General features: G+C 47.5%; 18 protein-coding genes. 13 read left to right on the top strand and 5 right to left on the bottom strand.

The window, feature by feature from the left end; genetic code table 11:
- Positions 1 to 318: 318 nt before the first annotated feature.
- Both C170_RS06340 and C170_RS06335 read left to right on the top strand, forming a co-directional pair.
- Positions 319 to 783 carry an RrF2 family transcriptional regulator gene (locus C170_RS06340; RefSeq protein WP_047840338.1) on the top strand — a complete coding sequence of 155 codons (465 nt, stop codon included), beginning with the start codon at positions 319 to 321 and terminating at the stop codon, positions 781 to 783.
- Between the two features lie 263 nt (positions 784 to 1046).
- On the top strand, positions 1047 to 1673 hold the full coding sequence (locus C170_RS06335) for a nitroreductase family protein (RefSeq protein WP_036607468.1): 627 nt from the start codon (positions 1047 to 1049) through the stop codon (positions 1671 to 1673).
- 114 nt (positions 1674 to 1787) lie between these two features.
- Here the strand turns inward: C170_RS06335 and C170_RS06330 are convergent, their stop codons facing one another.
- Together C170_RS06330 and C170_RS06325 are read right to left on the bottom strand one after the other, a co-directional pair.
- Positions 1788 to 2471, bottom strand: a complete 684-nt coding sequence (locus C170_RS06330) for an S-layer homology domain-containing protein (RefSeq protein ID WP_036607465.1) — start codon at positions 2469 to 2471, stop codon at positions 1788 to 1790.
- Between the two features lie 145 nt (positions 2472 to 2616).
- Positions 2617 to 3477: an AraC family transcriptional regulator gene (locus tag C170_RS06325; RefSeq protein ID WP_051447037.1), complete on the bottom strand. Its 861-nt coding sequence runs from the start codon at positions 3475 to 3477 to the stop codon at positions 2617 to 2619.
- A 235-nt stretch (positions 3478 to 3712) separates the two neighbouring features.
- On the opposite strand from C170_RS06325, the gene C170_RS06320 reads away from it, so the two are divergent.
- The 6 genes from C170_RS06320 to C170_RS06295 all read left to right on the top strand — a co-directional run bounded on the left by C170_RS06320 (position 3713) and on the right by C170_RS06295 (position 10837).
- Positions 3713 to 4768 (top strand): lactonase family protein, encoded by a 1056-nt coding sequence (locus C170_RS06320; RefSeq protein WP_036607459.1) that lies wholly within the window; start codon positions 3713 to 3715, stop codon positions 4766 to 4768.
- 367 nt (positions 4769 to 5135) lie between these two features.
- Complete coding sequence (locus C170_RS06315; RefSeq protein ID WP_051447036.1) at positions 5136 to 7013, top strand: rhamnogalacturonan lyase; 1878 nt, start codon at positions 5136 to 5138, stop codon at positions 7011 to 7013.
- A 481-nt stretch (positions 7014 to 7494) separates the two neighbouring features.
- Positions 7495 to 8574: a sulfate ABC transporter substrate-binding protein gene (locus tag C170_RS06310; protein WP_036607530.1), complete on the top strand. Its 1080-nt coding sequence runs from the start codon at positions 7495 to 7497 to the stop codon at positions 8572 to 8574.
- An 87-nt stretch (positions 8575 to 8661) separates the two neighbouring features.
- Positions 8662 to 9498: a sulfate ABC transporter permease subunit CysT gene (cysT, locus tag C170_RS06305; RefSeq protein ID WP_017690928.1), complete on the top strand. Its 837-nt coding sequence runs from the start codon at positions 8662 to 8664 to the stop codon at positions 9496 to 9498.
- A gap of 67 nt (positions 9499 to 9565) precedes the next feature.
- Positions 9566 to 10441 (top strand): sulfate ABC transporter permease subunit CysW, encoded by an 876-nt coding sequence (cysW, locus tag C170_RS06300; RefSeq protein ID WP_036607456.1) that lies wholly within the window; start codon positions 9566 to 9568, stop codon positions 10439 to 10441.
- Positions 10442 to 10597: 156 nt separating this feature from the next.
- Positions 10598 to 10837: a YezD family protein gene (locus tag C170_RS06295; protein WP_036607453.1), complete on the top strand. Its 240-nt coding sequence runs from the start codon at positions 10598 to 10600 to the stop codon at positions 10835 to 10837.
- 90 nt (positions 10838 to 10927) lie between these two features.
- Here the strand turns inward: C170_RS06295 and C170_RS06290 are convergent, their stop codons facing one another.
- Together C170_RS06290 and C170_RS06285 are read right to left on the bottom strand one after the other, a co-directional pair.
- Positions 10928 to 12466, bottom strand: a complete 1539-nt coding sequence (locus C170_RS06290; RefSeq protein WP_081745874.1) for an extracellular solute-binding protein — start codon at positions 12464 to 12466, stop codon at positions 10928 to 10930.
- A 353-nt stretch (positions 12467 to 12819) separates the two neighbouring features.
- Entirely contained in the window at positions 12820 to 15141 is a 2322-nt protein-coding gene (locus C170_RS06285) for a helix-turn-helix domain-containing protein (RefSeq protein WP_036607448.1), read from the bottom strand.
- A 364-nt stretch (positions 15142 to 15505) separates the two neighbouring features.
- Between C170_RS06285 and C170_RS31570 the strand changes: the two genes are divergently transcribed.
- Positions 15506 to 18217 (top strand): S-layer homology domain-containing protein, encoded by a 2712-nt coding sequence (locus C170_RS31570; protein WP_036607528.1) that lies wholly within the window; start codon positions 15506 to 15508, stop codon positions 18215 to 18217.
- 929 nt (positions 18218 to 19146) lie between these two features.
- Here the strand turns inward: C170_RS31570 and C170_RS06275 are convergent.
- The gene (locus tag C170_RS06275; protein WP_036607446.1) at positions 19147 to 20034 is read right to left on the bottom strand and encodes a hypothetical protein; all 888 of its coding nucleotides are present in this window, start codon (positions 20032 to 20034) and stop codon (positions 19147 to 19149) included.
- Positions 20035 to 20214: 180 nt separating this feature from the next.
- Here C170_RS06275 and C170_RS06270 point away from each other — a divergent pair, with 180 nt between their 5' ends.
- The 4 genes from C170_RS06270 to C170_RS06255 all read left to right on the top strand — a co-directional run bounded on the left by C170_RS06270 (position 20215) and on the right by C170_RS06255 (position 24325).
- Positions 20215 to 21033, top strand: a complete 819-nt coding sequence (locus C170_RS06270) for an imm11 family protein (RefSeq protein ID WP_036607444.1) — start codon at positions 20215 to 20217, stop codon at positions 21031 to 21033.
- Between the two features lie 28 nt (positions 21034 to 21061).
- Positions 21062 to 21490 (top strand): GNAT family N-acetyltransferase, encoded by a 429-nt coding sequence (locus C170_RS06265; RefSeq protein WP_036607442.1) that lies wholly within the window; start codon positions 21062 to 21064, stop codon positions 21488 to 21490.
- Between the two features lie 319 nt (positions 21491 to 21809).
- Positions 21810 to 22442 (top strand): NAD(P)-dependent oxidoreductase, encoded by a 633-nt coding sequence (locus C170_RS06260; RefSeq protein ID WP_036607440.1) that lies wholly within the window; start codon positions 21810 to 21812, stop codon positions 22440 to 22442.
- A 203-nt stretch (positions 22443 to 22645) separates the two neighbouring features.
- Entirely contained in the window at positions 22646 to 24325 is a 1680-nt protein-coding gene (locus tag C170_RS06255; RefSeq protein ID WP_036607437.1) for a bifunctional ADP-dependent NAD(P)H-hydrate dehydratase/NAD(P)H-hydrate epimerase, read from the top strand.
- Positions 24326 to 25095 lie beyond the last annotated feature (770 nt).

Here is a 25095-nt window from a genome sequence, read left to right as displayed (position 1 = left end):
CTTTACAAAAAAAGCGTTTTCAAATTGGGGAATACCGATTATAATAATCACGTAAGCCCTTTCATATGTCTATCTTATTGGAGCCCTTCGCGTAGCGGAAGGCTCACTTTTTTGTTCTTTTTGGATTAAAATGAAGACGGGATGTTCATCCTAGCTTAATTATGTTGATGAGCTGTAAGTATTGGTATAACAGGAAAAATCACGTTTGATCTCCATGCTGGGTGAAAGTTGACAAACATAACTGTTATTCATATAATGACAGTTATACTTACCTTGAGTTGGAGTTCATCGGTGTTGTAAGCCGGGAAGGAGTAAGTTATGAACAGTGAATTTACCATAGCGGTGCATTGTCTTGTTTTTCTGTCGATGAGAGATGAGTGTATGGCCAATAGTGAAGATTTGTCCCAGAGTGTGGGTACACACCCGGCCAGAGTCCGTAAGGTACTTAGTGTTCTGCGCAAGCATGGTTACCTGACGACCAAGGAAGGTGCTCATGGTGGGTACTTGCTTAGCCGTCCAAGTGAAGAGATCAAGCTGGGAGAATTGTACAGACTGGTAGCTGGTGGTTCACTCGGTCCCAACTGGTGCTCAGGGGAGTCCGGTTCATCATGCGTGGTATCTTCCAATATGCAGGATGTGATGGGGAACATTTATAATGGTGGCGAAGAGGCGCTCAGCGCTTATTTTGATCGTATATCCATTCAGGATGTGAAAGAACGCATAGGTCATGGGGAAACGTTAAACTTATCGCTGAAGGGATTATCTGCAAAGGAGAAGTCCTGACGGAGTCCACAACGAATGGTCCTCCATGAATAGGGTCTTGGTTTAGTCAGGCATGGTGGACAAGTTACGGCATGGGCGTATGCTCCGGTGAAAGATCCATTGATGTTCTCAAGCGATTCCGGGCATAACCTGAACACAGATGAGGAGAGATCGTCTGCGCTGATGTTATTTTCGGAAGGAAAATCCCTGGTAGAGTAAACTTCGAGATCACCTTGCGAAAGTAAAAGAAGTATAAACAAACTAGATTCTGGGGAGTGGAACACATGTCAGGCATTGAAAAAAATGAAACACTTCGCGTTATTAGCGAACGCCATGCTGTCAAAAAGTACGAAAAAGGTTTTGAATTGCCTGAAGCTGATCTCAATGCGATTCTGACAGCAGCTGCGGAAGCACCATCTTCATGGAACCTGCAACACTGGAGATTCCTTGTGATTGAATCCGAAGCAGACAAAGCGAAATTGCTGCCAGTTGCTTACGGTCAAAGTCAGATCGTGGAAAGTTCGGTTACGATTGCTGTTCTTGGAGATTTGGAAGCAAACCGTAACACCGTAATCTACGATCAAGCTGTTGAAGCAGGCGCACTGACTGCTGAGGTTCGTGACGCATTGGTTGGACAGATCAACGGTGCTTACCAAAGCCCGCAAATCGCTCGCGATGAAGCGATCCGCAATGCATCTTTTGCTTCCCAAAATATTATGATTGCTGCACGCTCCCTGGGTTACGATACATGTCCAATCGGTGGATATAATCCACAAAAACTGATGGAAACATTCAACATTCCTGCACGATTTGTGCCAACGTTGTTGATTACAGTAGGTAAAGCTGCACAGCCAGCTCGCCCGTCAGGACGTTTACCGTTGTCTGAGGTAGTTGTTAAAGGTTCTTTCTAAGTTAGAAAGTTAAATCTGATGATTGCATCAGTGATATAGGTATAACACAAACGGCCGCACTTTCCTGTTGAGGGAAGGTGCGGCTGTTTGGCATACTGCTTCCACCAAGGAATATTACTTCTCAGGTGTTTCCGGGATTTGTGGTGCATGGAACGATTCCATGTACTCGATTGCGTTATACATCATCACTGCTGCTTCGGCGCGAGTAATCGTTTGTTTGGGATTGAAGTTTCCGGCGGCATCCAGTTCATTGATTTTGAGAACGAGTGAACGCTGAATGGCACCTTGATACTCTGGCGTAAGTTCCTGTTCGTCGGTAATGTCCACAGGTTTGATATTAATCATCGGCAGACCGCCTTTGGCCTCGATGCCTTGCATCAGGAACAGTGTGAATTGTTCACGAGTAAGCGGTTTGGACGGATCGATATCTTGTGACATCTGAATGCCATTATATTGCGCACGGATAAATGCATCACTGTACCATACGCCATCTTTTACATGAGAGAAGTGGTCACTTGGCAGCGGCTGTTTGATAAAACGAATCGTGTCCAGATTCAGATTTAGTCCGTCCGCAATCAGTTGAATGCCCTGAGCGGTATTTAACTCCAGTTCAGGTTTGAACAAGCTGTCACTCACGCCTTTGATGAATCCATCTTTATGGAGAGATTCGATTTTGTCTGCTCCTGCGATACCTTGAATATCCGTGAATTGGGCCTGCGCAGCGTTGATCGGGCCTGCACTTAGAGACAGCGTGAGCAGAGCTCCCGCAGTTAATGTAGCAAGTATATTTTTTTTCATGATAGGTTCGCCTCACTTTTCCAGGGATGATCCCTTTATATAAAAGTTATTTGCCCCTATAGACGACCCTTCTGTTCAAAAGGTTGCTGCAATTTTCCAACTGAATTCATAATCATTCAGATAGGGCTAAGTGAAGGCACTGCCTTTAACCTTTGGATTTATTTCGATAATCCGTGGGTGAACGTCCCATCATTTTGCTGAACAGACGGGAGAAATAGTACGGGTCCTTGAACCCAAGCTCCGAACTAATCTGCTTCACGGTCCAATCGGTAAAATCCAGATAGCGGCAGGAATGCTGAATCTTCAGCCGCAGGAAATAATCGATGGGCGAATGCCCCGTAGCTTGCTTGAATAACTGAGAGTAATGAGGGACAGACAACCGCGCGTGAGCCGCCAGTTCCTTGAGGGTGATTCCATTCTCCAGGTGCTCCAACATATATTGGACGGATTGTTCGGCCGCACGTTTGCTGCTCACGATCCCACCATCTGTTCCTGTCGTCTCCGGTCCATAAGCGAGCATGCCCAGCATATAGCCAATAATCTGGGAGGCATACGTCATCGTCTGCATGGAGTAACCCGTCTCAAGTGCGCCGTAACATTCATGGAACAGCTCAAGCCATTTTTGAGCCTTGGCCGGTGGCATGGTAGTAATATGATGAGTTAACAAGGGTTCTATGTAGGATAAAGCGTGTTCCCCGCGCAGATGAATCCAGAAGATGCTCCATGGTTCAGCTGCGTTGGCTCCGTACACATGAGGGACATGTGCAGGTAATATAACGAGGTTTCCCGGGCTGACATCATATGTCTTGCTGCCATCCATCGTATACCAGCCTGTGCCTTGGACACAGTACATCAGAATGTGTGATTCACAACCATTGGGACGGTCACGGTAATGATGCTCTGCTTCGTGAAAGTAACCGATATCGGTAACATATAATCCGGACGTGACCGGATAAGCTGCGGTTTCTTGCAGCAGGGAGTCCGGAAGCACAATGAGTTTTTGCATACGAAATCCGTCAGATTTACGCTGTAGGGGTGGTCTGTTGTTAGGTCTCATACTTTGTATTATGGTGAGAGGCGATAAGGGAGTCAATGACAGATATGAGAGCGCTCACCGGAGGTGTTCTCGATTTAGAAAGCCACGTTACAGGAAGTGAAGCAGTTGCCCGTGAATTGGGTAAGTACATACCAGTGGGAAGAATCAGAACAGTGAATATACAGGAAAAGGGAGAGATTTAGATATGGAACCAGTCAAAACACAGGAAACGCTTTTCTATACAGGTACGTATGCTTCAGCGGATGAACCCGGAATATTCCTATGTGCGTTGAATGCGGATACAGGAGAGATGCGAATCGTCAATCACATGGATGGTGTGGATAATCCGTCTTATCTGGCGCTAAGCCCGGATGGAAACTGTCTGTATGTGGCGAGTGAAACGGACGAGGGAGAGGTGTTGGTCTATCGGAGAGATGCGGCAACGAGTGAGCTGCACCTGATGGATCGAAAACAGACCAGAGGGGCTTCTCCATGTTATGTGTCTGTCTCCAAGGATGGTCAGTGGGTGTTCTCATCCAACTATAGCAGCGGCAGTGTAAATGTATACCCGGTTGGCGATCAGGGGACGCTTGGTGAGATGAGTGCATGGGTGGAGCACACGGGAAGTGGAATCAACGAAGAACGCCAGGAAGGGCCGCATGCACACTCCATTCAACCCGATCCGTCCGGGCAGTATGCTGTCGTATGTGACCTCGGTCTGGATCAGATCATTGTGTATCGCTTGGAAGAGGGACGTCTGGTTACCCATCGTGAGATGGATCAGCCACCGGGCGCAGGGCCAAGGCATCTTGTGTTCCATCCCAACTCGAAGTGGGCATATGTAATCAACGAATTGGACAACACGGTTACGGCATTCCTGTACGATGAGCGCAGAGGGGAGTTCACTACGGTACAGCACATTTCCACACTTCCAGAAGGGCATAAAGGAGAGGGTACGGCTGCAGACATCCGTGTATCTCCATGTGGACGTTTCCTGTATGCATCCAATCGGGGAGATGACAGCATCGTACTTTATCATATTGACCAGGAGAGCGGTGAGTTGGAAGCTGTAGAGTGGACGTCCACGATTGGGCAGACACCACGTAACTTTAATATTTTGCCAGGCGGGATTCTGGTCGTGGCGAATCAGGACAGCAATAACCTCGTAGGTTTCCAGATCAGTGAAGAAGACGGACGTCTGACGCATAACGGGTTCAAGCTGGAACTGCCTCGTCCGGTATGTATTGCTCCTCTGGTATAAAAGTTGTAATACGGTGAAGTAAACGTGGAATATTACATCTAAAAAGTGGTCTATAAGCTGTAAAATCATGGAGAAACACATGGTTTTACAGCTTTTTTAGGCTTTTTATGCGAACATGGGAATCGTCCCATATCCGTGAGTCAGTTGATTGCGACTCCAGTCGACTGAAGCAATTCGAAGAATGGGCAACGGCTAACCGAAGGAGAAATCCTTTGGCATTTTTCATATGCCAACCATTCAATTACTAAATTAGACCTATAGATGGAATTATATGTTTAATTTAAAATGAATATATTAAAGCGCTTACATAAAAGATGGCGCTACAAGGGCATCGGGCTTACCAAACCAATTGGGGAGGCAATTGTTTATGGGGAATCGATCATCATTGTGGAAGCGCACATTACGTACAGTAGGAGTATCGTTGTTGAGTTCCGCGTTACTGATTACTTCGCTTGGCCTTGGCAACACGTCGGTAACACATGCAGCGGGTCCAAGGCAGATGGAATATCTGGATCGCGGTGTGGTGGCTGTGAAGACCGGGACAGGTGTGTTTATCAGTTGGCGGCTTCTGGGAACGGAAGGATCGAATGTATCGTTTAACGTATATCGGGATGGAACCAAGGTGAACGCATCGCCCATAACAAACAGCACCAACCTTCAGGATGCAAGCGGGACGAGCAGTTCCAAATATACGGTTCGCGCTGTCGTCAGTGGAACGGAGCAAGCTGCTTCAGCGGCTGCAAGCGTATGGGGCAATAACTATCTATCTGTACCGCTCAGTGTACCTGCAGGTGGGACAACGCCCGATGGAGTAGCCTACACCTACAGTGCCAACGATGCCAGTGCAGGTGACCTGGATGGTGATGGTGAGTATGAATTGATCGTGAAGTGGGACCCTTCCAACTCCAAGGATAACTCCCAGAGTGGTTATACCGGGGAAGTGTTTATCGATGCCTACAAATTAAACGGAACACGCCTCTGGCGGATTAGTCTGGGCAAAAATATCCGAGCGGGTGCTCACTACACCCAGTTCATGGTGTACGATCTCGACGGTGATGGCAAAGCCGAAGTTGCGATGAAAACAGCCGATGGCACCAAGGATGGCACTGGCGTGGTCATCGGGGATGCAAGCAAGGATTACCGTAATTCTAGCGGTTATGTGTTGTCTGGTCCCGAATTCCTGACGGTTTTCAATGGACAGACTGGCAAAGCGCTCTCCACGGTGAACTACGAACCGGCTCGTGGCAATGTATCCAGTTGGGGAGATAACTACGGCAATCGGGTGGACCGATTCCTTGCCGCCGTTGCTTATCTGGATGGAGAGCGCCCAAGTCTGGTCATGGCGCGTGGGTACTACACCCGCACAGTGCTCGTGGCTTATAACTGGCGGAATGGACAGCTGACCAAACAATGGACATTTGATTCCAATACCTCCGGTAACTCGGGTTATGCCGGGCAGGGCAATCATAATCTGAGTGTGGCGGACGTAGACGGAGATGGGAAAGACGAGATCGTTTATGGTGCCATGGCAGTGGATGATAACGGCAAAGGATTGTATACAACAGGACTTCATCATGGCGATGCCATGCATTTGAGTGACCTCGACCCGGACCGCCCTGGACTTGAGGTATTTCAGGTTCATGAGACGCCATCCAATGCCGGAGTGGAATTCCGTGATGCAGGTACAGGCCAGTTAATCTGGGGAGTCAAAACAACAAAGGATATTGGACGTGGCATGGCGGCAGATATCGATCCAAGATATAAAGGCGCTGAAGTATGGGCAGACGGCAGTCTGTACACAGCCAAAGGGCAGAAACTAGGGACAACCCTACCTTCCTCCACGAATTTTGGCATCTGGTGGGATGGGGATCTGCTCCGTGAACTGCTGGACAGCAACCGAATCGATAAGTGGAACTATGCTAACAGCACAACGATGAACCTGCTCACCGCTTCCGGCGTATCTTCCAATAACGGAACCAAGTCTACGCCGAATTTGCAGGCCGATCTGTTCGGGGACTGGAGAGAGGAAGTCGTGTGGCGGACGAATGACAGTTCAGCACTGCGGATCTATACCACAACAGCAGTTACGGACAAACGCATCTATACGCTGATGCATGATCCGGTGTACCGTCTTGGTGTCGCTTGGCAAAATGTAGCCTACAATCAACCGCCACACACCGGTTTTTATCTGGGAGAAGGCATGAGCACACCACCGGTACCCAATATCCGGTATGCAGGCAGATGAGGAGTGGATAAGGTGTGGCTGTCCAATTCCGTTCATGTTTTCAATAGCCAGCGAAGTATGGGATTCGCTGAAGGGAGCAACGGACGCTGGTTCGTTGTTCCTCTTTTTTTTACCAATAGGCCAGAAATCCGGTAAAAATCGGAAAAAACGTTTGACAGGTATATAGACTGCCTTTATTATACGTATATAACTTACTAAACAGGTAGGAATAATAAAAATGAATCTGTTTTCATTGTGAAAACGGTCATTTTACAGACAGATGCAACCATGCAACCTGAACAGAATAACGTTCTCACCGTATAGACGGAGGAACACCGCAGCGCATCCTTTTCAGATGGAGCATGCACGGCCTTAAGCCGGCATGACTTTATGGGGAGAAGTGCGCGGGGGTTCCTCCGTCTTCTTGTTTTTTACGGGGCGTTTGATCCTGTTCAGCCGGCCTGAGGTAGTCATGCAGATCTATATCGGGGGAGTGTTATTTATGAAAAAGAGAATTCACAAGGGTATTTTGGTTGGTCTGGCACTGGTATTAACAGGAGTTCTGGCAGCATGCGGATCGGATAGCGGCGGGTCCAGTGCGGCAGGAACATCGGGGGGAGCGGAAGGCGGCACAGAAGGGGCCAAGGCCATCGAGCTGCTGAATGTTTCCTACGATCCAACGCGGGAACTCTATGAGCAATATAACAAAGCGTTTGCGGCGCATTGGTTGAAAGAGAAAGGCCAGGAAGTGACCATCAAGCAGTCCCATGGGGGATCGGGCAAACAGAGTCGTTCTGTTATTGACGGACTGGATGCAGACGTGGTGACGCTGGCATTGGGATACGATATTGATGCGATTGAAGATAAAGGTCTGATTAATGAAGGCTGGCAGGATAAATACGAGCATAACAGCTCTCCGTATACCTCTACGATTGTCTTCCTTGTACGTAAGGGTAATCCAAAGGGCATCAAGGACTGGGATGATCTGATCAAAGGCGATACGCAAGTCATCACACCAAATCCCAAAACGTCCGGCGGGGCGCGTTGGAACTACTTGGCGGCATGGGGATATGCACTGAAGCATAACAACAATGATGAAGAGAAGGCGAAGGAATTCGTTGGTGAATTGTTCAAACATGCGCCTGTGCTGGATTCGGGTGCTCGCGGATCTACGACAACGTTTGTTGAACGTGGCATCGGTGATGTGCTACTTGCTTGGGAAAATGAAGCTTTCCTATCGGTAAAAGAGTTGGGTCCGGACAAATTCGATATTGTCGTGCCTTCGGTTAGTATCTTGGCTGAACCACCAGTTGCGATTGTGGACAAAAATGCAGACAAAAAAGGAAGCCGCGACGTGGCGGATGCCTATCTGAAATATTTGTACAGTGAAGAAGGACAGACGATTGCTGCTGAAAATTATTACCGCCCAACGCTGGACAGCGTGGAGGAAAAATTCAAGGATCAGTTCCCGGCGCTTGAACTGTTCACGTTGAAAGATGTATTCGGTACATGGCGGGATACTCAGGCCAAACATTTTAATGACGGCGGTATCTTCGACCAGATCTATGTTCCAGGCAGCTAAGGTTGCTCTGTTCAATGAACACTCGATCAATCGCGCTGTGAGCGGCCAACCAGCCTTACCGGCTGAAGGCAGAGAGGATGAACGTGCATGAGCAAGGTGATGGTGGCGCGGAGACGCACATTGCCGGGATTTGGATTAACGATGGGTTACAGTGTGTTCTACCTGAGCCTGGTTGTACTTATTCCACTGGCTGCGCTGTTATTTAACTCAACAGGACTGACGTGGGCAACCATGATTGAGGTTGCGACCAATCCCAGGGTGTTGGCTTCCTTCCAGGTCAGCTTCCTGACCGCAGGTGCAGCGGCGCTGATTGATCTCGTGCTGGGGTTACTCCTGGCATGGGTGCTTGTTCGGTATGAATTCCCGGGCAAAAGGCTGTTTGATGCGGTCATTGATCTGCCTTTTGCCTTGCCAACGGCAGTAGCAGGGGTTGCTCTTACGGCGATCTATGCCGGCAATGGCTGGATTGGGCAGTTTGTAGAGCCTTTGGGCATCAAGCTCGCTTATTCACAGGCCGGGATTACGCTGGCGCTGATGTTTATTGGAATTCCGTTTGTAGTTCGCACGGTGCAACCGGTGTTGGAAGAGCTGGAGGCAGAAGTGGAAGAGGCAGCTGCGACACTGGGAGCAGGGAGATGGCGGATATTCCGCACGATTCTGCTGCCAGATCTGATTCCACCGTTGCTGACGGGTTTTGCTCTGGCTTTTGCCCGGGGGATTGGCGAATATGGCTCGGTTGTATTTATCTCAGGCAATATGCCGATGAAAACGGAGATTGCTCCCTTGCTGATCATGGCCAAGCTGGAGCAGTTCGATTATGCAGGCGCTACAGCTGTAGCTTTGCTGCTGCTTCTGGTTTCTTTCATCCTGCTGCTGATCATTAATTCCTTGCAACGTTGGAGCCGGAAGGCGGGCAGAGCATGACGATGAAGCATGATGGAATATGGATACACTCAGATGTCACTCACCCAAACCAAAGGAGGTGCAGCATATGGCGGGGTCCGTTCCACTGAGCCCTGTTCCACCCGTAAAGACCGGGCGTGGAACTAACCGTGCAACAACAGAAGCTCCATGGGTCAAATGGTTGTTGATTGGACTGGCAAGCCTGGTACTCATATGGCTGCTTATTTTGCCACTGGCCATTGTGCTCATGGAGGCGTTGAAGCAGGGCTGGGGTGTGTACATTGCGGCTCTTACCGAGCCGGATGCCATGTCTGCACTGAAACTCACGTTATTGGTTGCGGCGATTACCGTGCCGCTGAATACGATATTTGGTGTGGCCGCTGCATGGGTCATTACCAAGTTCCAGTTCAAGGGCAAGGGACTCATGATCACCCTGATTGATCTTCCTTTTTCAATTTCGCCTGTGGTGGGCGGGTTGATCTTTGTATTGGTCTTTGGTTCGAATGGGTGGTTAGGGCCGTGGCTGTCCGAGCATGATATCAAAATCATTTTTGCGCTGCCAGGCATTGTCATTGCAACGCTGTTTATTACCTTCCCGTTCGTAGCGAGGGAGTTGATTCCACTAATGGAGGACCAGGGAACCCGGGAAGAGGAAGCGGCGGTTACGCTAGGTGCTTCCGGGTGGCGAATCTTCTGGAGTGTAACCTTGCCCAACATCAAATGGGGGCTGCTGTACGGCATTATTCTGTGTAATGCGCGTGCCATGGGCGAGTTCGGAGCAGTATCTGTGGTGTCCGGACATATCCGCGGGGAGACGAATACGTTACCACTTCATGTCGAGATTTTGTATAACGAATATCAATTTTCGGCTTCGTTTGCCGTAGCTTCCCTGCTCCTGATTCTGGCTCTCGCCACGTTGCTACTCAAGAGCTGGCTTGGACACAAAGCCGTTTCAGAAAAGTGATTATGAGAAGAAGAAAATACAGATTGACAGCTACTGGAAGCCCTGCTAATGTATAAACCAAGTATATAGGTTGGATAAGAATGATTTATAAATCCGTTGGATGACAGCGTACTTAGGAATATGGCGGGCAATAGCCCGAGAAGAGGAGGCGGCTCTATGGCTAAGCCGTTAAAAGTGGATGAGGTATGGTTGGACCGAATTGCCGGGCAGCTGAATGACATGGAGTTTGGTTCATTGCATATCGTGGTGCACGAAGGTCAGATTGTGCAGATGGAGCGGACCGAACGCAAGCGTTTTGAAAACACGCCCTCAGGCAGCGCCTCCAAATCCGGAAGCACGGCACGAAGCAGTTCAGCCCGTTCACTACGCGGATCAAATGCGAGTGCGAAGGGATAGAGAGTGACGTGAAGGAAGCGAAGATAGGTGCATAAAAACACATGTAAAATCCAGAAACTCATGGGAAATGCATGTTCCAAACCATCCTACCTATTGGGCACGACTTGTCTCCATATGCTCCTTATACCAATGATTCGCTTCAAGCAATACCTGTTGCCCACCTGCATCCATGAATTCTTCCACAAAGGTATCGAAATACCCCACAGGCTGATCGCCAGTGATGATGGAGATGTACGCTCTGTCTCTCATGCGAATCAATTCAGATGAATATTGAATCAGGGCAGGGGTTGCAACCTCCAGGCGATTATAGATACCATTCTCCGTCAACCCTGCAGATGCAGCCCACTGTTCACGTTTGTCCGAGGGTGTACCTGGAACCGTCATGCCGATACTTGAGCCGATCATATTAATATAATTCTCCATTCTGTTGTATGGGTAAAGTAAGTGGAACGAGTTTGAATCTTCAGCACTCCAATTCCAGTGTTTTCCTGGAAGGCCATACTCCATTTTGATTTGCTCCTCCGGATCGGGGTTGGCACTTACATAATCGAGTATCTCCAAAATTTTCTCCAGTTTTCCCGGCTCCTTCGCAGCCTCAGCACCTATAGCAATAAAATTCATCAGCAGATTGTTCCCTTTTGAACCGCTATGTCCTTCAGGACCAATAACAGGAGAACCAAATACAACCTCTGCAGTTGCGTTCTTCTGTAACAGCTCATTAACATTGAACGAGGCTCCCACAGGGGTTTCTTGGCCATTTTCATTAAGGACACTGTAGTCTCCCTCTTGATTCCAATGATAATAGTTGCCCATCGAGGTCATCCCAATTTTTCCATTAATAAAAGTATGGGATAGATGTTTATAGCCGCCTTTATTTTCGCCGGTTATAAACTCAGGGTCGATAATTCCGTCCCGATACCACTTTTGCATATAAGTCAGGGCTTTTTTCATCTCAGGCTGCAAAGCACCGATCACGAGTTGGTTGTTTTTTTCATTAAAATACAGTTGCTCGGTGAAAACGGACTGTCCAAAAGCGCCAAACACCACATTTAAGCCCTCTCTGGATAGGCCATACGTATCTTGTTTACCATTCCCGTCCGGATCATCTTTGGCAAAAGCATACATAACCGTTTCAAATTCATCTAATGTCTTTGGCACCTCCAGACCAAGCTGCTTAAGCCAGTCCTCTCGGTATACAACAGGGGTTCGATAGATGTTGGTCTGATTAATAGCCGGAATTCCATATAAGCCACCGTTTATTTTTCCATACTCTAAATAACGTGAATCATAATCGCGAATTCGCTGTACGATATTTGGCGCATATTGTTCAAGAACTTCCGGGGGAATTTCCGCTAAGACCCCTTGCATTTGATACTTAAGCAGATCATGCGGTTGTCTGATCCGGAACAGATCGGGTATTTTCCCTTGAGCAAGCTCCAGGTCCAGCAGTTCCTCGTATCGCTTGTTCTCAAGATTCCACACCTCCAGATCGACATCAAACCTATCCTCAATATATGCAATCATTTCCGCGTCCTCGGGAACAGGGATATTTTGATGCATGGTCCAGGATATCGTATACTGCGGTGCTGTATCCTTCTCAGCGCTTGCTAGATGGTCTTGCTGTTGCACTTGTGCTGTTTCTCTTCCTAAAAAGGTACACCCACTTGTAAATACGAGAAGGAGGAGCATTGCGGAATATAGACATAACTTTCTTGAAAGGTTGATGTTCATAGCAGTTCCTTTCCTGATTTCAAATTCTATATAGGTTTAATCAAAGAATATTTACACGGACACTCCGATGACAGAACAACCTTCCGATCGCTGTTATTCCCAGATTTCTTTTGATTCCTTCTCTAAAGGAAGAAATCCGGGAATAGCGTATGCTTCCGAAGTAGCTTTCTTTCAGAAAGCTTTTAGGCGAACGCTTCGCTTCTTCAGGTTCTTTCTGTCCTCTCCGTTTTTGCGTAAATGTTAAATTGACCCTATATAGATCCCTGCTCCATTAGATTGCGCATGAAGTTTTTTGGCGTACAGCCGTGAATTTCTTTGAACTTTTTAATGAAATAGGCAGGGGTGCGGTAACCGACCGTACTTGCGACCTGCTCAACCGTAATTTCACGCTGTGTCATGAGTTCCCGTGCGCGTTCCATTCTTTGATTCGTAACATATTCGGAATAAACAATCCCGGTTTCTTCCTTGAAAAGTTTACTGAGATATTTAGGGCTGATGAATACTTGCTCTGAGACATGATCCAGCGTGAGATCACCCGATAAGTGCTCGTGAATATAGGCTTTGACAGCCGAGATGGTATCCACACTTCGTACCTCGCTTCGCTTCTCCATCTGCATCACAAATTCGGTCACGAGATGAATCATCCATTCCGAATAGCGGTTGATATTGTAGAACAATGAAAATTGCTTGTACATATTCAATGAGCTCGCCTCGGTGGGTTGCAGGCGCACCTGATTAATACACTCAGCGTAAATAGATACCGTTTTTAATAAGATGATCCGACTGTATTCGGCTGAATAGGGGCCTTCTTTTATTGTCGCGACCAATTCCTGAATGGCCTGAACCGTACCTTGCACATCCCGAGTTTGCAATTTCTTTTCAAAGTTTACGAGGTATGACTCCGGGATCTCCAGACTGCTGGCTTCCCTGTTCAGAAGATCAAGATCCTGAATGGCAGACTGCTCGGGAAAGAAGTAGCTGTATCGAATCAGGGTATTCGCCTGATGATAGCTTGTGTGAATCTTCGTGAAGTGCTCTACCCATCCGCCTAACGATAGTACAAATTCCAGACCAAATCTGCTGCTCGCCTCAGCGTGAATAAAGTCTACAATGTGATCAGAGAGCGGTTCTTCGGGTTGGTTGGTACAGATGATTACGGCTATTTTGTGATCCTGCAATTCCTCTGCCAGCAGTTGAGTTCCATCCATTTCTGCGATCTCCAGTTGCTGGATCATCGTATACAACGTATGCTGCAACTGTCGTGGCTGCAGATCCTTCCACTTCTCATTAACAGGGTCAATGACGATGCAACGGAAGCGAGAGTAGGCCATTGAAATGTGAATAGACTGGAGCTGTTCCGTAAGTTCCTCGGGTGTAAATCGGTTATTTAACATATTGAGCATGATACTATGCTTAATCATTCTGTGATTGGCCTGTAAAGTTTCTTCAAGACTATCAACTTTATTGGACAGACTGTTAAACGTTGTATCGATGAACCGATATTCGTCCTGCTTTAAGCTGGTTGGGCTATCCATCCGGCTCTTGATGTTATTCATGATTCGTTTAAGAGGACTATAGTTGGCCCTGGTAAAGATGGACGACATCGCTATCCCAACTGCAACAGCCAATAAACCGAGAAGAACCGAAATCTCCTTCAAGCTATCCAATTTATAATAGAAGCTTTCATTAGGTGTGGTTGTGTAGATTCTCCATGCATTTCCTTTAAATTGATCTTGGGTAACGACATGAGAGTCATAGTTAAATACAGGTTTGAAGCTCGCATCTGAAGAATGAAAGGTGAGCAGCGACTGCGTCAGATTCTCCTCCGTGGAGTTGCCTATCAACGTTTTGTCCGCGGCAGATATGACAGTTCCATCCTGATCGATGATTAATGTATTTGCATAGTCAGCAGGGAGCATATTTTTAATGATCTGACTGATCGCTGATTCTTTGATATCAATCGCAATCATGGCCTTACTGTCTTGTCCAGACGATTGAAACGGGTAACTATGGACATAGGAAATTAGAGGACTCATCTTGCCCTGTTCCCGTGATTCGATATAAACATCCTGAGGCACCATGCGAGTCTTCATCCATAAGGAGCTTTCTGGATTCTCTTTCATCGCAGTAATCCAATCCGTCGTATGATCCACACTCGAAGGCGTGTCCTCATAGAGCAACAGCCCATATACAGAGGAGACGATGAAGTGGTTCTTCGTATCGTACACATGAATAGCTTCAATGAGATCGGAATAATTTTGCACCATATTTTTGAGGGACTGTTCGATGTCCAGGATTTTACTATGGTTTCCTTTTAAGCTATCTAAATCGATACTTGCGGCGTTACCGAGTGCCAGGGACAGATAGACCTGATTCACCTTCTGGATAACGGAGCTCTCAATAGTATTGACAGTGCTTTTCAGCGAAAGTTGATTATTGATTCGAATCTCTTTGCTGTATTGATGGGAGAAGAAGAGGTATAGAATGGAGCCGAAAAGAAGCGCAATGACAAGAACGACAGCAAGGTAGGAAAGAACCATCTTGGATCTTACAGATTGAAATGGCTTAAGCATTCTTTTTCCCCCTTTATGTCTCTTTTCTAAACAACTTCATCATTATATAGCAGGCCGAGGACTAGAAATCATGTTGATCGAAATTTAACAAACTCCCACTCCATAATTTACTTTCAGTTAATAAAGCGTTTACAAAAGTAGGTATTTTAATTGATAAATGTAGTATCTAACTCCATTTTTCTTGGCATATGAGCTCCGGAACGTACGATTTTGATATAAAACGGAATTTGTTCTATAGATGCGAAACGCTCCCTAATGCTACAGTAACGGCAGATCAGACATCTGTATAGAGTCTTTCTTACTCATTTGCAGATGCAGAAGCAAAAAAATAATTTACCATAACGGGAGCGTGTATTTGCAAGCCATGAGAAAACCACTTAAAAAGTCACTGGCATTACTTCTAATGTTGTCTATGGTAGGTCCGACATTTGCAGAGAAGAGTTTTGCAGCCGATCAGAAGATTCAGTTCTCTGATATTCAGGGACACTGGGCGGAAGCAAATATTCAAGCATGGGGTGATGAAGGATTAATTCGAGGTTACCTAGATCATTCATTTAAACCGAATACGTATATTACAAGAGCAGAATTTATGAATTTGGTAAACGGTGCTTTTGGATATTCCGGACAAGCTAAAATTACCTTTAATGATGTGTCTGAGAGTGCATGGTATTACGAAGCAATTTCTATTGCAAATGCGAATGGATATATAGATGGATACACCGATGGCACAATGAAGCCGCAAGATCCGATCACCCGTCAAGAAGCAGCTAAAGTGATCGCTGGCATTTTGAATCTGGAGTTAAATGAAACAGCAGCGAATGTATTTAGCGATTCATCGTCTATAGCGGCGTGGAGCAAGGGAGCTGTAGGTGGAGCGGTAGCAGCGAAAATTATCTCCGGATATGCAGATGGAACATTCAAACCGCTTAATTCCATTACTCGTGCCGAAGCGGTGTCTGCGCTCGTTAAAGCTGTGGAGACAGATGCTACTACAGCTGCCAAACCAGCTAAGCCAAAAGGAACGGAAACCGTTCTGAATGTTAATCCCCCAGCAGATGAAGCTCGGTTATCCGCCGTGAAGCACGGAGCCAATGCCGGAGACGACACCTTGAAAAATATTGCGGAAACCAATCCGTTTATTGATATTTTAGACGGTTTTGATCAAGTATGGTCCATGAACCTAGCGGATTGGAGAGATGGAACAGCGGCAACTAAAATTGGAGCTGACGGGAAAAATGCAAAGTATGGAGATGGACCGACTCCATATTATGACGGCTTTAAGAATGATCCAACCGTAGCTGTTGCTGATCAGAAAACATATGCAAATGAAGAGATCCGAAACAAAGCGACTTGGGAAGCCAATATCAAATATGTAGAAAAGGTCACGCAAAATCGCACAGGTGAAGAGACATTGGCAGCCTATTATGATGACCAAAGAGATAAGATCTATAGCGTGATGGAGGGCTTTGGTCCGTTGGCTAACACGTATGTAGATATCATCAAGCCAAAGACAAACGTTGAACGAACGGTGGACGAGATGAATGTGGTATTGACCGAAGAAACAGTGGAAGATGAAAGCCAAGGCATTGGAGATTGGGAAGCAAAGACGGAACTTGCAGACTTGGTTCATTTAGTTGATCTGGTTCGATTCAAAATTCCTGCCTCATCTAATCCCTCTAAATATTTCTACTCTTCCCCTAGACCGTGGAGAATGAATTCCAATGGAGAAGTGAAAGAAGTTGTTGACAGCAAAGGACTGCCTGTATGGGAAACCTTGGGCGAAGGTGAGAAAAAAGAAGTACCTTTGGCTTCAGGCGGCACCAAATCAACAGGAGAAAAACATTACCAGCAATACGAAACTAACGTTAAGCTTATTCCTGCGTTAACTTATGTCAAACGAATCGCTGAGGATGGAAGAGGAAAAGATGGTGCATTTCCGAGCGGACATACCAGTGCAGCGTACTTATCCGTATTTCCTTTGGCATACGCTACACCAGAACGATTCACTGAATTGTTAACGAGAGCAGCTCAGTTGGGCGAGAATCGAATCGTAACGGGGATGCACTCACCGCTTGATGTTATAGGAGGAAGAATACAATCCACAGCCATGGCTGCATATGCACTTAATAAGGCTGAGAACAAAGATGTGTTAGAGAAAGGTTATGAGAATGCAGGAGAAGTATTTGGAGCTGCAGCCAAGGAAAAAAATATGAGTCTGTATGAGTATGCACACACCGTAACTGAGGATTACACGTTCAAGAGTGCCTACGATGAACACAAATGGGAAGATCATGATGCCAATAAAGCCTTCTATAGAGAAAAGATGACTTACGGTCTACCACAAACCGGAACCAAAGGTTTGGCTCCAGTTGTACCGCAAGGAGCAGAAGCCCTGTTAGAAACACGTCAACCGTATTTAACAGATGAGCAACGCAGACAAGTATTGTATACAACATCCATTGACTCTGGATATCCTGTACTGGATGAATCCAAGGGCTGGGGTAGAATTGATCTGGTCACGGCTGCGGATGGCTACGGCGCATTCTTGAACAATGTAACTGTGGATATGGACGCTTCCAAAGGGCGCTTCAATGCAGAAGACTGGTGGAGAAATGATATCACCGGTAGTGGAATGCTTACGAAAAAAGGAACAGGAACCCTTACATTGACAGGGAAAAATAGCTACACTGGCGGAACATTGCTGCAAGCAGGAACGCTGGTAGCTGAATCTGCAACTGCTTTTGGTACAGGTGATCTGTATGTAGAGAATGGAACAGTTGTCGTTGATGTCGACGGAGCACTCAACTTAAATAGGAACTTTACCATGGATAACGGTACGTTGGAATTGGTAGTGACTGACAACAACAGTCAACTGAATGTTGGCAGAAAGCTCTATATTGATGGAGGAAGTCTCAAACTCGACTTGTCCAACTATAAGATTGAAGGTTCCAAAGATATTACGTTAATCACGGCTAATGGAATTACAGGTGAATTCGACAGTGTAACTGCCGAAGGTTATGACGTGACTGTCACGTACGAAAATGGTCGTGTCATTGCACATGTTGTAGCCAAATAAGTGAAGTAATTATGCATGATATAAAGTGAACTAAAGAATGTCACACATGCCACTTCGATGACAGAATAACTTTCCGATCACTGTTATCCCCCAGATTCTTTCCTTCTTCAAAGGAAAAAATCCGGGGATAAGCATATGCTTTAGATGGAGCCTTCTTTCCGAAAGGCTTTAGGCGTAGCGAATGCTTTCGAAGTAATTTTCTTACAGAAAACTTGTAGCTTCGCTTCTTCACGTTATTTCTGCCCTCTCCGTTTTTGTGTAGTTATTAAAATTCATTTTATATCGTTCAATTCTTCGCAAGAAAAGATTATAGAAAAGGGCTTAAACTACAATGTAGTTTAAGCCCTTTTTGCGTACAGATACGTTGGATATAGGGGATGTTTTCAACACGTGCTGAAAGCCGAAGTGTATCTGAACGTGTCCGGAGTAGGCAAGCGCTAAATACTGAATGTAAGAGCAAGCAATTAGGACGTCGCAAAAGCGATTTTCCTATTTTCCACTACCAATGAAAATTTTCGCTTCGTACGAGAGGGACACGAGGTTTCCTCTCAGTCACGTTTGGAACAGAGCATGAGCAGGGGGTGAGCGCTAACGAATCTGAGACACGTTATATCGAAATGTACGGCGTTTTAGAGCGTTTTTATCGAGCGATTTTGGGAAATAACGTGTCTGGGGTTCTTTACAATTTTGAAAGAGGCTGTAGAGGTAATATAAGACGTCCTGTGTTCCTTAGAAAATCGACTGGTTACTCAATAGGATCAGCCAGACGGAAGCTCGATAATTTTGGGACACTGACATCCATCCTCGTATAGCATGCCGAGTAAGGAGACACGACCTGATCGGTGAAAATCCAGCCGAGGGAGGGCCAAGTCTCGTATCATCGATGTGGGTATCTAAGTTTAATCATACGGAAGCGGCTGAATCGTAGGTTATTCGTCGGTGTTGGTACCAGATGTACGACGTGTATTTCCTTCCATCTCCGCAGAGACTTGCTTCGTTGGTTCCAGATCCGTATGTCCTGCGTAGGGGCGATCACTTCGAGAGCGTGTCCCAGTCAACCCGAAACCCGAAGTGAATATAATCAGCTGTAGTCCCAGTGCGTAGGGCGCAGCAACAAGTCCAATCAGATGGAGCAAGGAGCATAGCGCGATCAGCAAGGAGAGCATTTTGGTTACTGTACGTGACCTATCCCGTCGTGGGCTGGCCCAGAGCAGGTAACCATATATTATGGTGATCATCAGGGAAATTGCGCGAATCCATGGCAAGATGCTGTCCCATGAGTCTACATGGACGTCCAACATCCGCTGACGAAATACCAGATCTGTAACTAGAAACCCTGTGGCTGCTAGTGCCAATGGTTCGGCTGCAGGCCGAAGGATGGTCCATACCGCTCTGCCCCAATGATCTGCATGAGTCTCCCGGCTGAGTTCATCCGATAATACGGTGCATTCCCGTTCCAGTGCTCTGTGCATCAGTCCGATTCTGGCAGGGTCATGATCCTTAATACAGTCACGGATCTGGTCCTGTAGCTGAGGAGATAGGTAAGATGCAGCTTTGCAGGCTAACATTGCTGTTATCAGATCGTCATGTTCGTGTTCCGATCGTTCATAATTCCGATTTTCCTGGATGGTAAGTTGTCCCAAGAGGGCTGTACTTATGTATAATGTATCTCGTATCCTTCTCATTCGCCTTTCGTGGCTGCGGCGAACTTCAGTGGCAGACCATATGTATATCCCCAGAAGCAAAGCCATGACTCCAAACAGTACAGCCACAGCGCCTGGGCGCGATGTTAGATCTTCAATCCAACGTTGAAACACACTTGTTCCTCCTTTGCACCAACTTCACGTATCATGAAACACGCTTCACGTAAGCTTTCTCTCACTATTACACAGGAAGTAGATGAATTCAAGCAGAATTCATATGTTAAAGTCATGATACGTAGAGTAGCTCAGTGACACAGATGTAATTATAATAGAAAGATTTTAAGGTGGGGAGAAATGAAATTTTATAGGTTTAATCATGATACGAAAACGAAGGTCCTAGCTTCAGTGGAAGATGATCATCATCCAATTAATAGTGATTTCCACGGTCAATCTAAAATAAAAGGATGGACAACAATAGGTTTAGAAACCCTTTATAAAAAATCATACAAGGATTTTCCGAATTATCATATCGGTAAACCTGTGTTCTCAAAAAGAGTTAAAGAGATGATGGAGAAAGAGAGTTTATTAACAAGCGAAGTAGAATTTTTGCCCATAACGAATGATAATATGGAATTGTTCATACTAAATGTTACTAATATATTGGACTGTGTTGATTATCATCGTTCTGATATTGGTAGATTCAAAGATGGGTCTTGGGCACGGTTTAACAAGCTTGTATTCGATCCTGCCAAAATACCGGAAGGAACGTGTATGTTCAAGATTAAGGAAACTCCTGGTGTTCAGGTTTTTGTTACAGAAAAGTTTAAAGAATGGATTGAAGAGCGTAAGCTCAAAGGGCTTAACTTTTCCGTGATATATGATTCTGACTTTACAAAGGAAATGGAAGAAGAGCAGCAACGGGTATATGATGCAGCTCTTGAAGAAATTGAACGAAATAAAGGAGAAGAGTATTCCTATGATGTTGCCCGTGAACTTGTAGATCAGGGAGAAACCATGGCTAGCGGTCCGTGGAGGATTCGGCTGGAAGATCAGGGGAGGTTATGGCTAGGTCAGTTACTTCAAGATCTGTCTTACCAGTGGATTATGCCTGTATATATCCCGCCGGTTTTGCTGTTGAAGTCTTGGCATGTGGTTGACAGAATAAAAGAATAATTTATTTTGTTGGAGAGGGGCACAATTCATGGATCATGTGAGTATTGAACACACACCACCCGCAGCAGTGGAGTATCTTGCTTTACGGCAGGTTTCGGGTCTTAGCCCGATGAGCAGGGAAGGGGCGGAGATTGGATTACCGAATAGCCTGTTTGCCGTATGTCTGCGTGAAGAGGATATGCTGATAGGCATGGGGCGAGTGATTGGAGATGGAGGTTGTTTCTTTCAGGTCGTCGACATTGCTGTACACCCGGATGTTCAGGGAATGGGGTATGGAAAACTGATCATGAGCGAGATTATGAATTATCTGCGTGAAGCAGTACCTGCCCGTGGTTTGGTCAGTCTGCTGGCGGATGTTCCGGCTGATCAACTTTATGCTCAATTTGGATTTGAATACACCAGCCCAAAATCGGAGGGCATGTGGTGGAGGCAGGGAGAAGAAGGACCGACTACCTAGCGGAACGGAAACTGAAATTTTGATGCGAGACTACACTTCATATGATTATGAAATCATCTCCGTATAGCCGCATTAGCGGCTTTTTTACATGAACCGTATTGCTTGATGGGGAGGAGAGGGGATGCTTCTGAATGGCGGTGTTTCCTTCGATCACGCAGTGAAGATTGTTTTTCTACATATAAGCTGTAAGAGATAGGTTTACAAGATGTCACATCCGGTTTAAGATGGCGTGAGCCGTTTAAGGTATATAACAATAGGATTAAGTATTAAAATAACGGTAAGTTGATGAAATGATATCTACAGAAAAGAGGGAATTCATATGAAAGTAGCCATTTTTGGAGCAACCGGAGCGATTGGCAAGATGATACTGTGGGAGCTGATGGATCGTGGGCATGAAGTGACAGCGGTGGTGCGTGACCCTTCGAAGGTTGAGATGGTTCATGAGCGTTTGCGTGTAGAACAGGGAGATCTGCTTAACCCGGATCAGGTGGCTGATTTTGCAGCGGGTCAGGAAGTGGTTGTGAGTGCATATGGACCGAAGTTTGGTGGAGAAGAAGAGATGCTGGAAGTGACACGTTCGTTGATCGAGGGTGTGCGCCGGGCAAAAGCAGGACGTCTGGTTGTAGTTGGTGGAGCGGGAAGTTTGCTAACCGATTCCGGGGATATGCTGATGGATACGCCGGGATTCCCGGAAGAAGTCAAACCACTCGCAAAAGCACATGCAGAAGCATATGACCTGATTGAAGCATCAGGTATTCACTGGACTTACATGAGCCCTGCGGCGACAATCACAACAGGACGTCGAACAGGCCAGTTCCGGGTTGGCATGAACCGGGTGATTACGGATGATATCGGGGAAAGCTCGATTTCGGTTGGCGATTTTGCAGCGGCTTTGGTGGACGAACTTGACGATCCGCAATTTATACAAGCACGGTTTACGGTAGGTTATTAAGTGTAGACAGGCTTTGGAATGGATGATTTAATCTGAAGGTCTCGTACACGGGATCGATAGAGTTTTCGATGATGTACCGAGTGGATCGTGGTAACTGGATGAGGTAAGAGGAAAGATAGCGACACACATATAAGATGCAGCGTTTAGGTGCAAAGTTGCTACTTTTAAGTATGAGATGAGCTTGTCACGGGGAGGGATGAACGTTGTTTATCGTAACCGCTGAACAGATGAGAGCTTTGGACGAGTATACCATTCATCAGCTCGGTATTCCGGCAGCAAGTCTGATGGAGAATGCAGGTCGCGCCATAGCCGAGGAAGTGATCAAGCTGTGCCGGGAAGTGCAGGCAGAAGGCTGGTTTGTGGATTCAGGGCAGCTTGGCTATAGCAGCAAGACCGATGCGAGGCGGGCACACACCGGGCCCGGTGATCGGCAAGGTTATGGTGGCGACATCATCGCCGATCCGGCGCTGGTGATGGAGCGCCCGGGAGATCAGCAGTGGTACATGCTGATCGGCAAGGGCAATAATGGCGGCGATGGGCTAGTGGCCGCGCGCCATTTGGTTGAAGCAGGGCTTGGCGTGACATTGGTCTACGCCGATGCCCCTGATGCACTGCGGGGCGAAGCCGCAGTGCAACGGGATGCCGCCGCGAAGCTTGGCATCCCTGCTCTTGTCCACGGGCGCGAAGCCGTGGACTTCAGCCGGTGCACAGGCATCGTGGATGCGCTGCTGGGCACCGGGTCGCGGGGAGCGCCGCGCGGAGCTTACGCGGCGCTGATTGAGGCGGCGAACGACAGCGGCAAGCCGGTCGTGTCCGCCGATGTGCCAAGCGGGCTGGACGCCGACACCGGAGAGGTGTACAAGCCCTGCATTCAAGCCCGGGTGACCGTATGTCTCGCGCTGCTTAAGCGCGGGCTGGTGCAGTACCCGGGTGCTTCTGCTGCGGGGCGCATTGTGGTGCGCGCCATCGGCATTCCCGCGCGACTTGCGCCAGAGCATGGCCCCTCGGTCCGTCTGCTGACGGACGAGGTGCTGCGCGGTGCGCTGCGCGTGGATACAGGCCGTCTACGGGCACCGGACGGCCACAAGGGCACCTACGGCCACGTACTGTTGGCCGCAGGAAGTCTGCCGATGAGCGGCGCTGGCCTGCTCTCGGCCAAGGCCGCGCTGCGCGCAGGCTGCGGGCTCGCCACATGGGCGCTGCCCGCGGCATTGCTGCCGCATGTCATCGGCACCGTGCCCGAGCTCATGCTCGCTGCCGCCGCCGATGGCGAAAGCGGAGAATGGAACGCGGCTTCCGCCGACGCCGTGCTGCGTCTCGCGGAGAGCCGCGACGTGCTCGCGACCGGCCCCGGCCTCGGCCGCTTCAAGGGCGACACAGACTGGCTGCGCCGTCTGTGGCAACATACGGATCGTCCGCTCGTCATCGACGCGGACGCCCTCAACATGCTGGCAGACGCTGGCCCACATGGGCCTCGCGACTGGGGCCAGCGAAGTGCGGCGACAATTCTGACGCCGCACCCTGGCGAGATGGGCCGACTGCTGGGCATGTCGACCCCAGAGGTGCAGCGTGACCGCATTGGGCACGCTGCAAAATACGCCCGCGAGCAGGGCGTGACCCTTGTGCTCAAAGGAGCACGAACGGTCATCGCAACGCCGTCCGGCGAGGCGTACATCAACACCACCGGGCACGCCGGCATGGCGACTGGCGGTGCCGGAGACGTATTGACCGGCATCATCGCCGGTCTGCTTGCCCAAGGGCTCAGCGCGGAGCAAGCCGCCGCGTTCGGCGTATATCTCCACGGACAGGCCGCTGAACGTGCAGCACTGCTGCGCGGTGACCCATCATCCCTGCTGGCCGGAGACATCATCGACGCACTGTGAGGATAGGGCAGGTGTGGGACTAGCTTATGGTTTTGGGTTACTGTCTATGACTAATCATTTCTAAACTGCAAGTGATCCAACGAACTAGCGCACCAGCGCATTAAAAGTAGATGAGTGCACGATGTCCATTGCTCAGTGCTCACTACCCAATTCCCAGTGCCCTAACGAACCTGATACACCTTATACCACGGTTTACATCGAGGAGCAAAAGCTAACGAACCTCATCCACGTTATTTCTGTGTATTTCAGATAAAACACCTGAAAAACCGGACTAAATTAGTGAATAGAGTGCCTGAGATTCGTTAGGTTTTATAACATGCAATTAATGGCCCAATAAGGTTTGCTCAGTTCGTTAAACGTTTGGATCTGAAATGTTGATGCCTTGTTATCTATATAAGTTGATCTAAAGAATATTTACACTGGACACTCCGGTGACAGAACAACCTTCCGATCGCTGTTATCCCCAGTTTTTTCTTTTATAAATTAGGAAATCCGGGGATAGCATATGCTTCCGAAGCGGCTTTCTTTCAAGAAGCTTTTAGGCGAAGTATATGCTTCTGAGGCAGCTTCTTTCAGACAACTTTTAGCTCCGCTTTTTCAGGTTCTTTCTGTCTTCTCCGTTTCGTGTAAATGTTTAGTTCAATTTATATACTTTCATATCTTTGAAACGAATTAATGGTTGGATGAAACAATGATTAGTACTGAAAAGGGGAGCCCTGTCATGATGCATGACGGAGGCTCCCCTTTATTTGTTTGTATGTTCACGCTAC

The sequence above is a fragment of the Paenibacillus sp. FSL H7-689 genome, from assembly GCF_000517905.1.
Lineage (GTDB): Bacteria > Bacillota > Bacilli > Paenibacillales > Paenibacillaceae > Paenibacillus > Paenibacillus amylolyticus.
The sequence above is the reverse complement of the archived record's forward strand: the minus strand, read 5'-3'. Positions and strand labels throughout refer to the sequence as shown.

Excerpts from the sequence above, each read along its gene's own strand:
- C170_RS06340 (WP_047840338.1), top strand. The coding sequence starts at position 319 with ATGAACAGTGAATTTACCATAGCGGTGCATTGTCTTGTTTTTCTGTCG.
- C170_RS06335 (WP_036607468.1), top strand. The coding sequence starts at position 1,047 with ATGTCAGGCATTGAAAAAAATGAAACACTTCGCGTTATTAGCGAACGC.
- C170_RS06330 (WP_036607465.1), bottom strand. The coding sequence starts at position 2,471 with ATGAAAAAAAATATACTTGCTACATTAACTGCGGGAGCTCTGCTCACG.
- C170_RS06325 (WP_051447037.1), bottom strand. The coding sequence starts at position 3,477 with ATGCAAAAACTCATTGTGCTTCCGGACTCCCTGCTGCAAGAAACCGCA.
- C170_RS06320 (WP_036607459.1), top strand. The coding sequence starts at position 3,713 with ATGGAACCAGTCAAAACACAGGAAACGCTTTTCTATACAGGTACGTAT.
- C170_RS06315 (WP_051447036.1), top strand. The coding sequence starts at position 5,136 with ATGGGGAATCGATCATCATTGTGGAAGCGCACATTACGTACAGTAGGA.
- C170_RS06310 (WP_036607530.1), top strand. The coding sequence starts at position 7,495 with ATGAAAAAGAGAATTCACAAGGGTATTTTGGTTGGTCTGGCACTGGTA.
- cysT (WP_017690928.1), top strand. The coding sequence starts at position 8,662 with ATGAGCAAGGTGATGGTGGCGCGGAGACGCACATTGCCGGGATTTGGA.
- cysW (WP_036607456.1), top strand. The coding sequence starts at position 9,566 with ATGGCGGGGTCCGTTCCACTGAGCCCTGTTCCACCCGTAAAGACCGGG.
- C170_RS06295 (WP_036607453.1), top strand. The coding sequence starts at position 10,598 with ATGGCTAAGCCGTTAAAAGTGGATGAGGTATGGTTGGACCGAATTGCC.
- C170_RS06285 (WP_036607448.1), bottom strand. The coding sequence starts at position 15,141 with ATGCTTAAGCCATTTCAATCTGTAAGATCCAAGATGGTTCTTTCCTAC.
- C170_RS31570 (WP_036607528.1), top strand. The coding sequence starts at position 15,506 with ATGAGAAAACCACTTAAAAAGTCACTGGCATTACTTCTAATGTTGTCT.
- C170_RS06270 (WP_036607444.1), top strand. The coding sequence starts at position 20,215 with ATGAAATTTTATAGGTTTAATCATGATACGAAAACGAAGGTCCTAGCT.
- C170_RS06265 (WP_036607442.1), top strand. The coding sequence starts at position 21,062 with ATGGATCATGTGAGTATTGAACACACACCACCCGCAGCAGTGGAGTAT.
- C170_RS06260 (WP_036607440.1), top strand. The coding sequence starts at position 21,810 with ATGAAAGTAGCCATTTTTGGAGCAACCGGAGCGATTGGCAAGATGATA.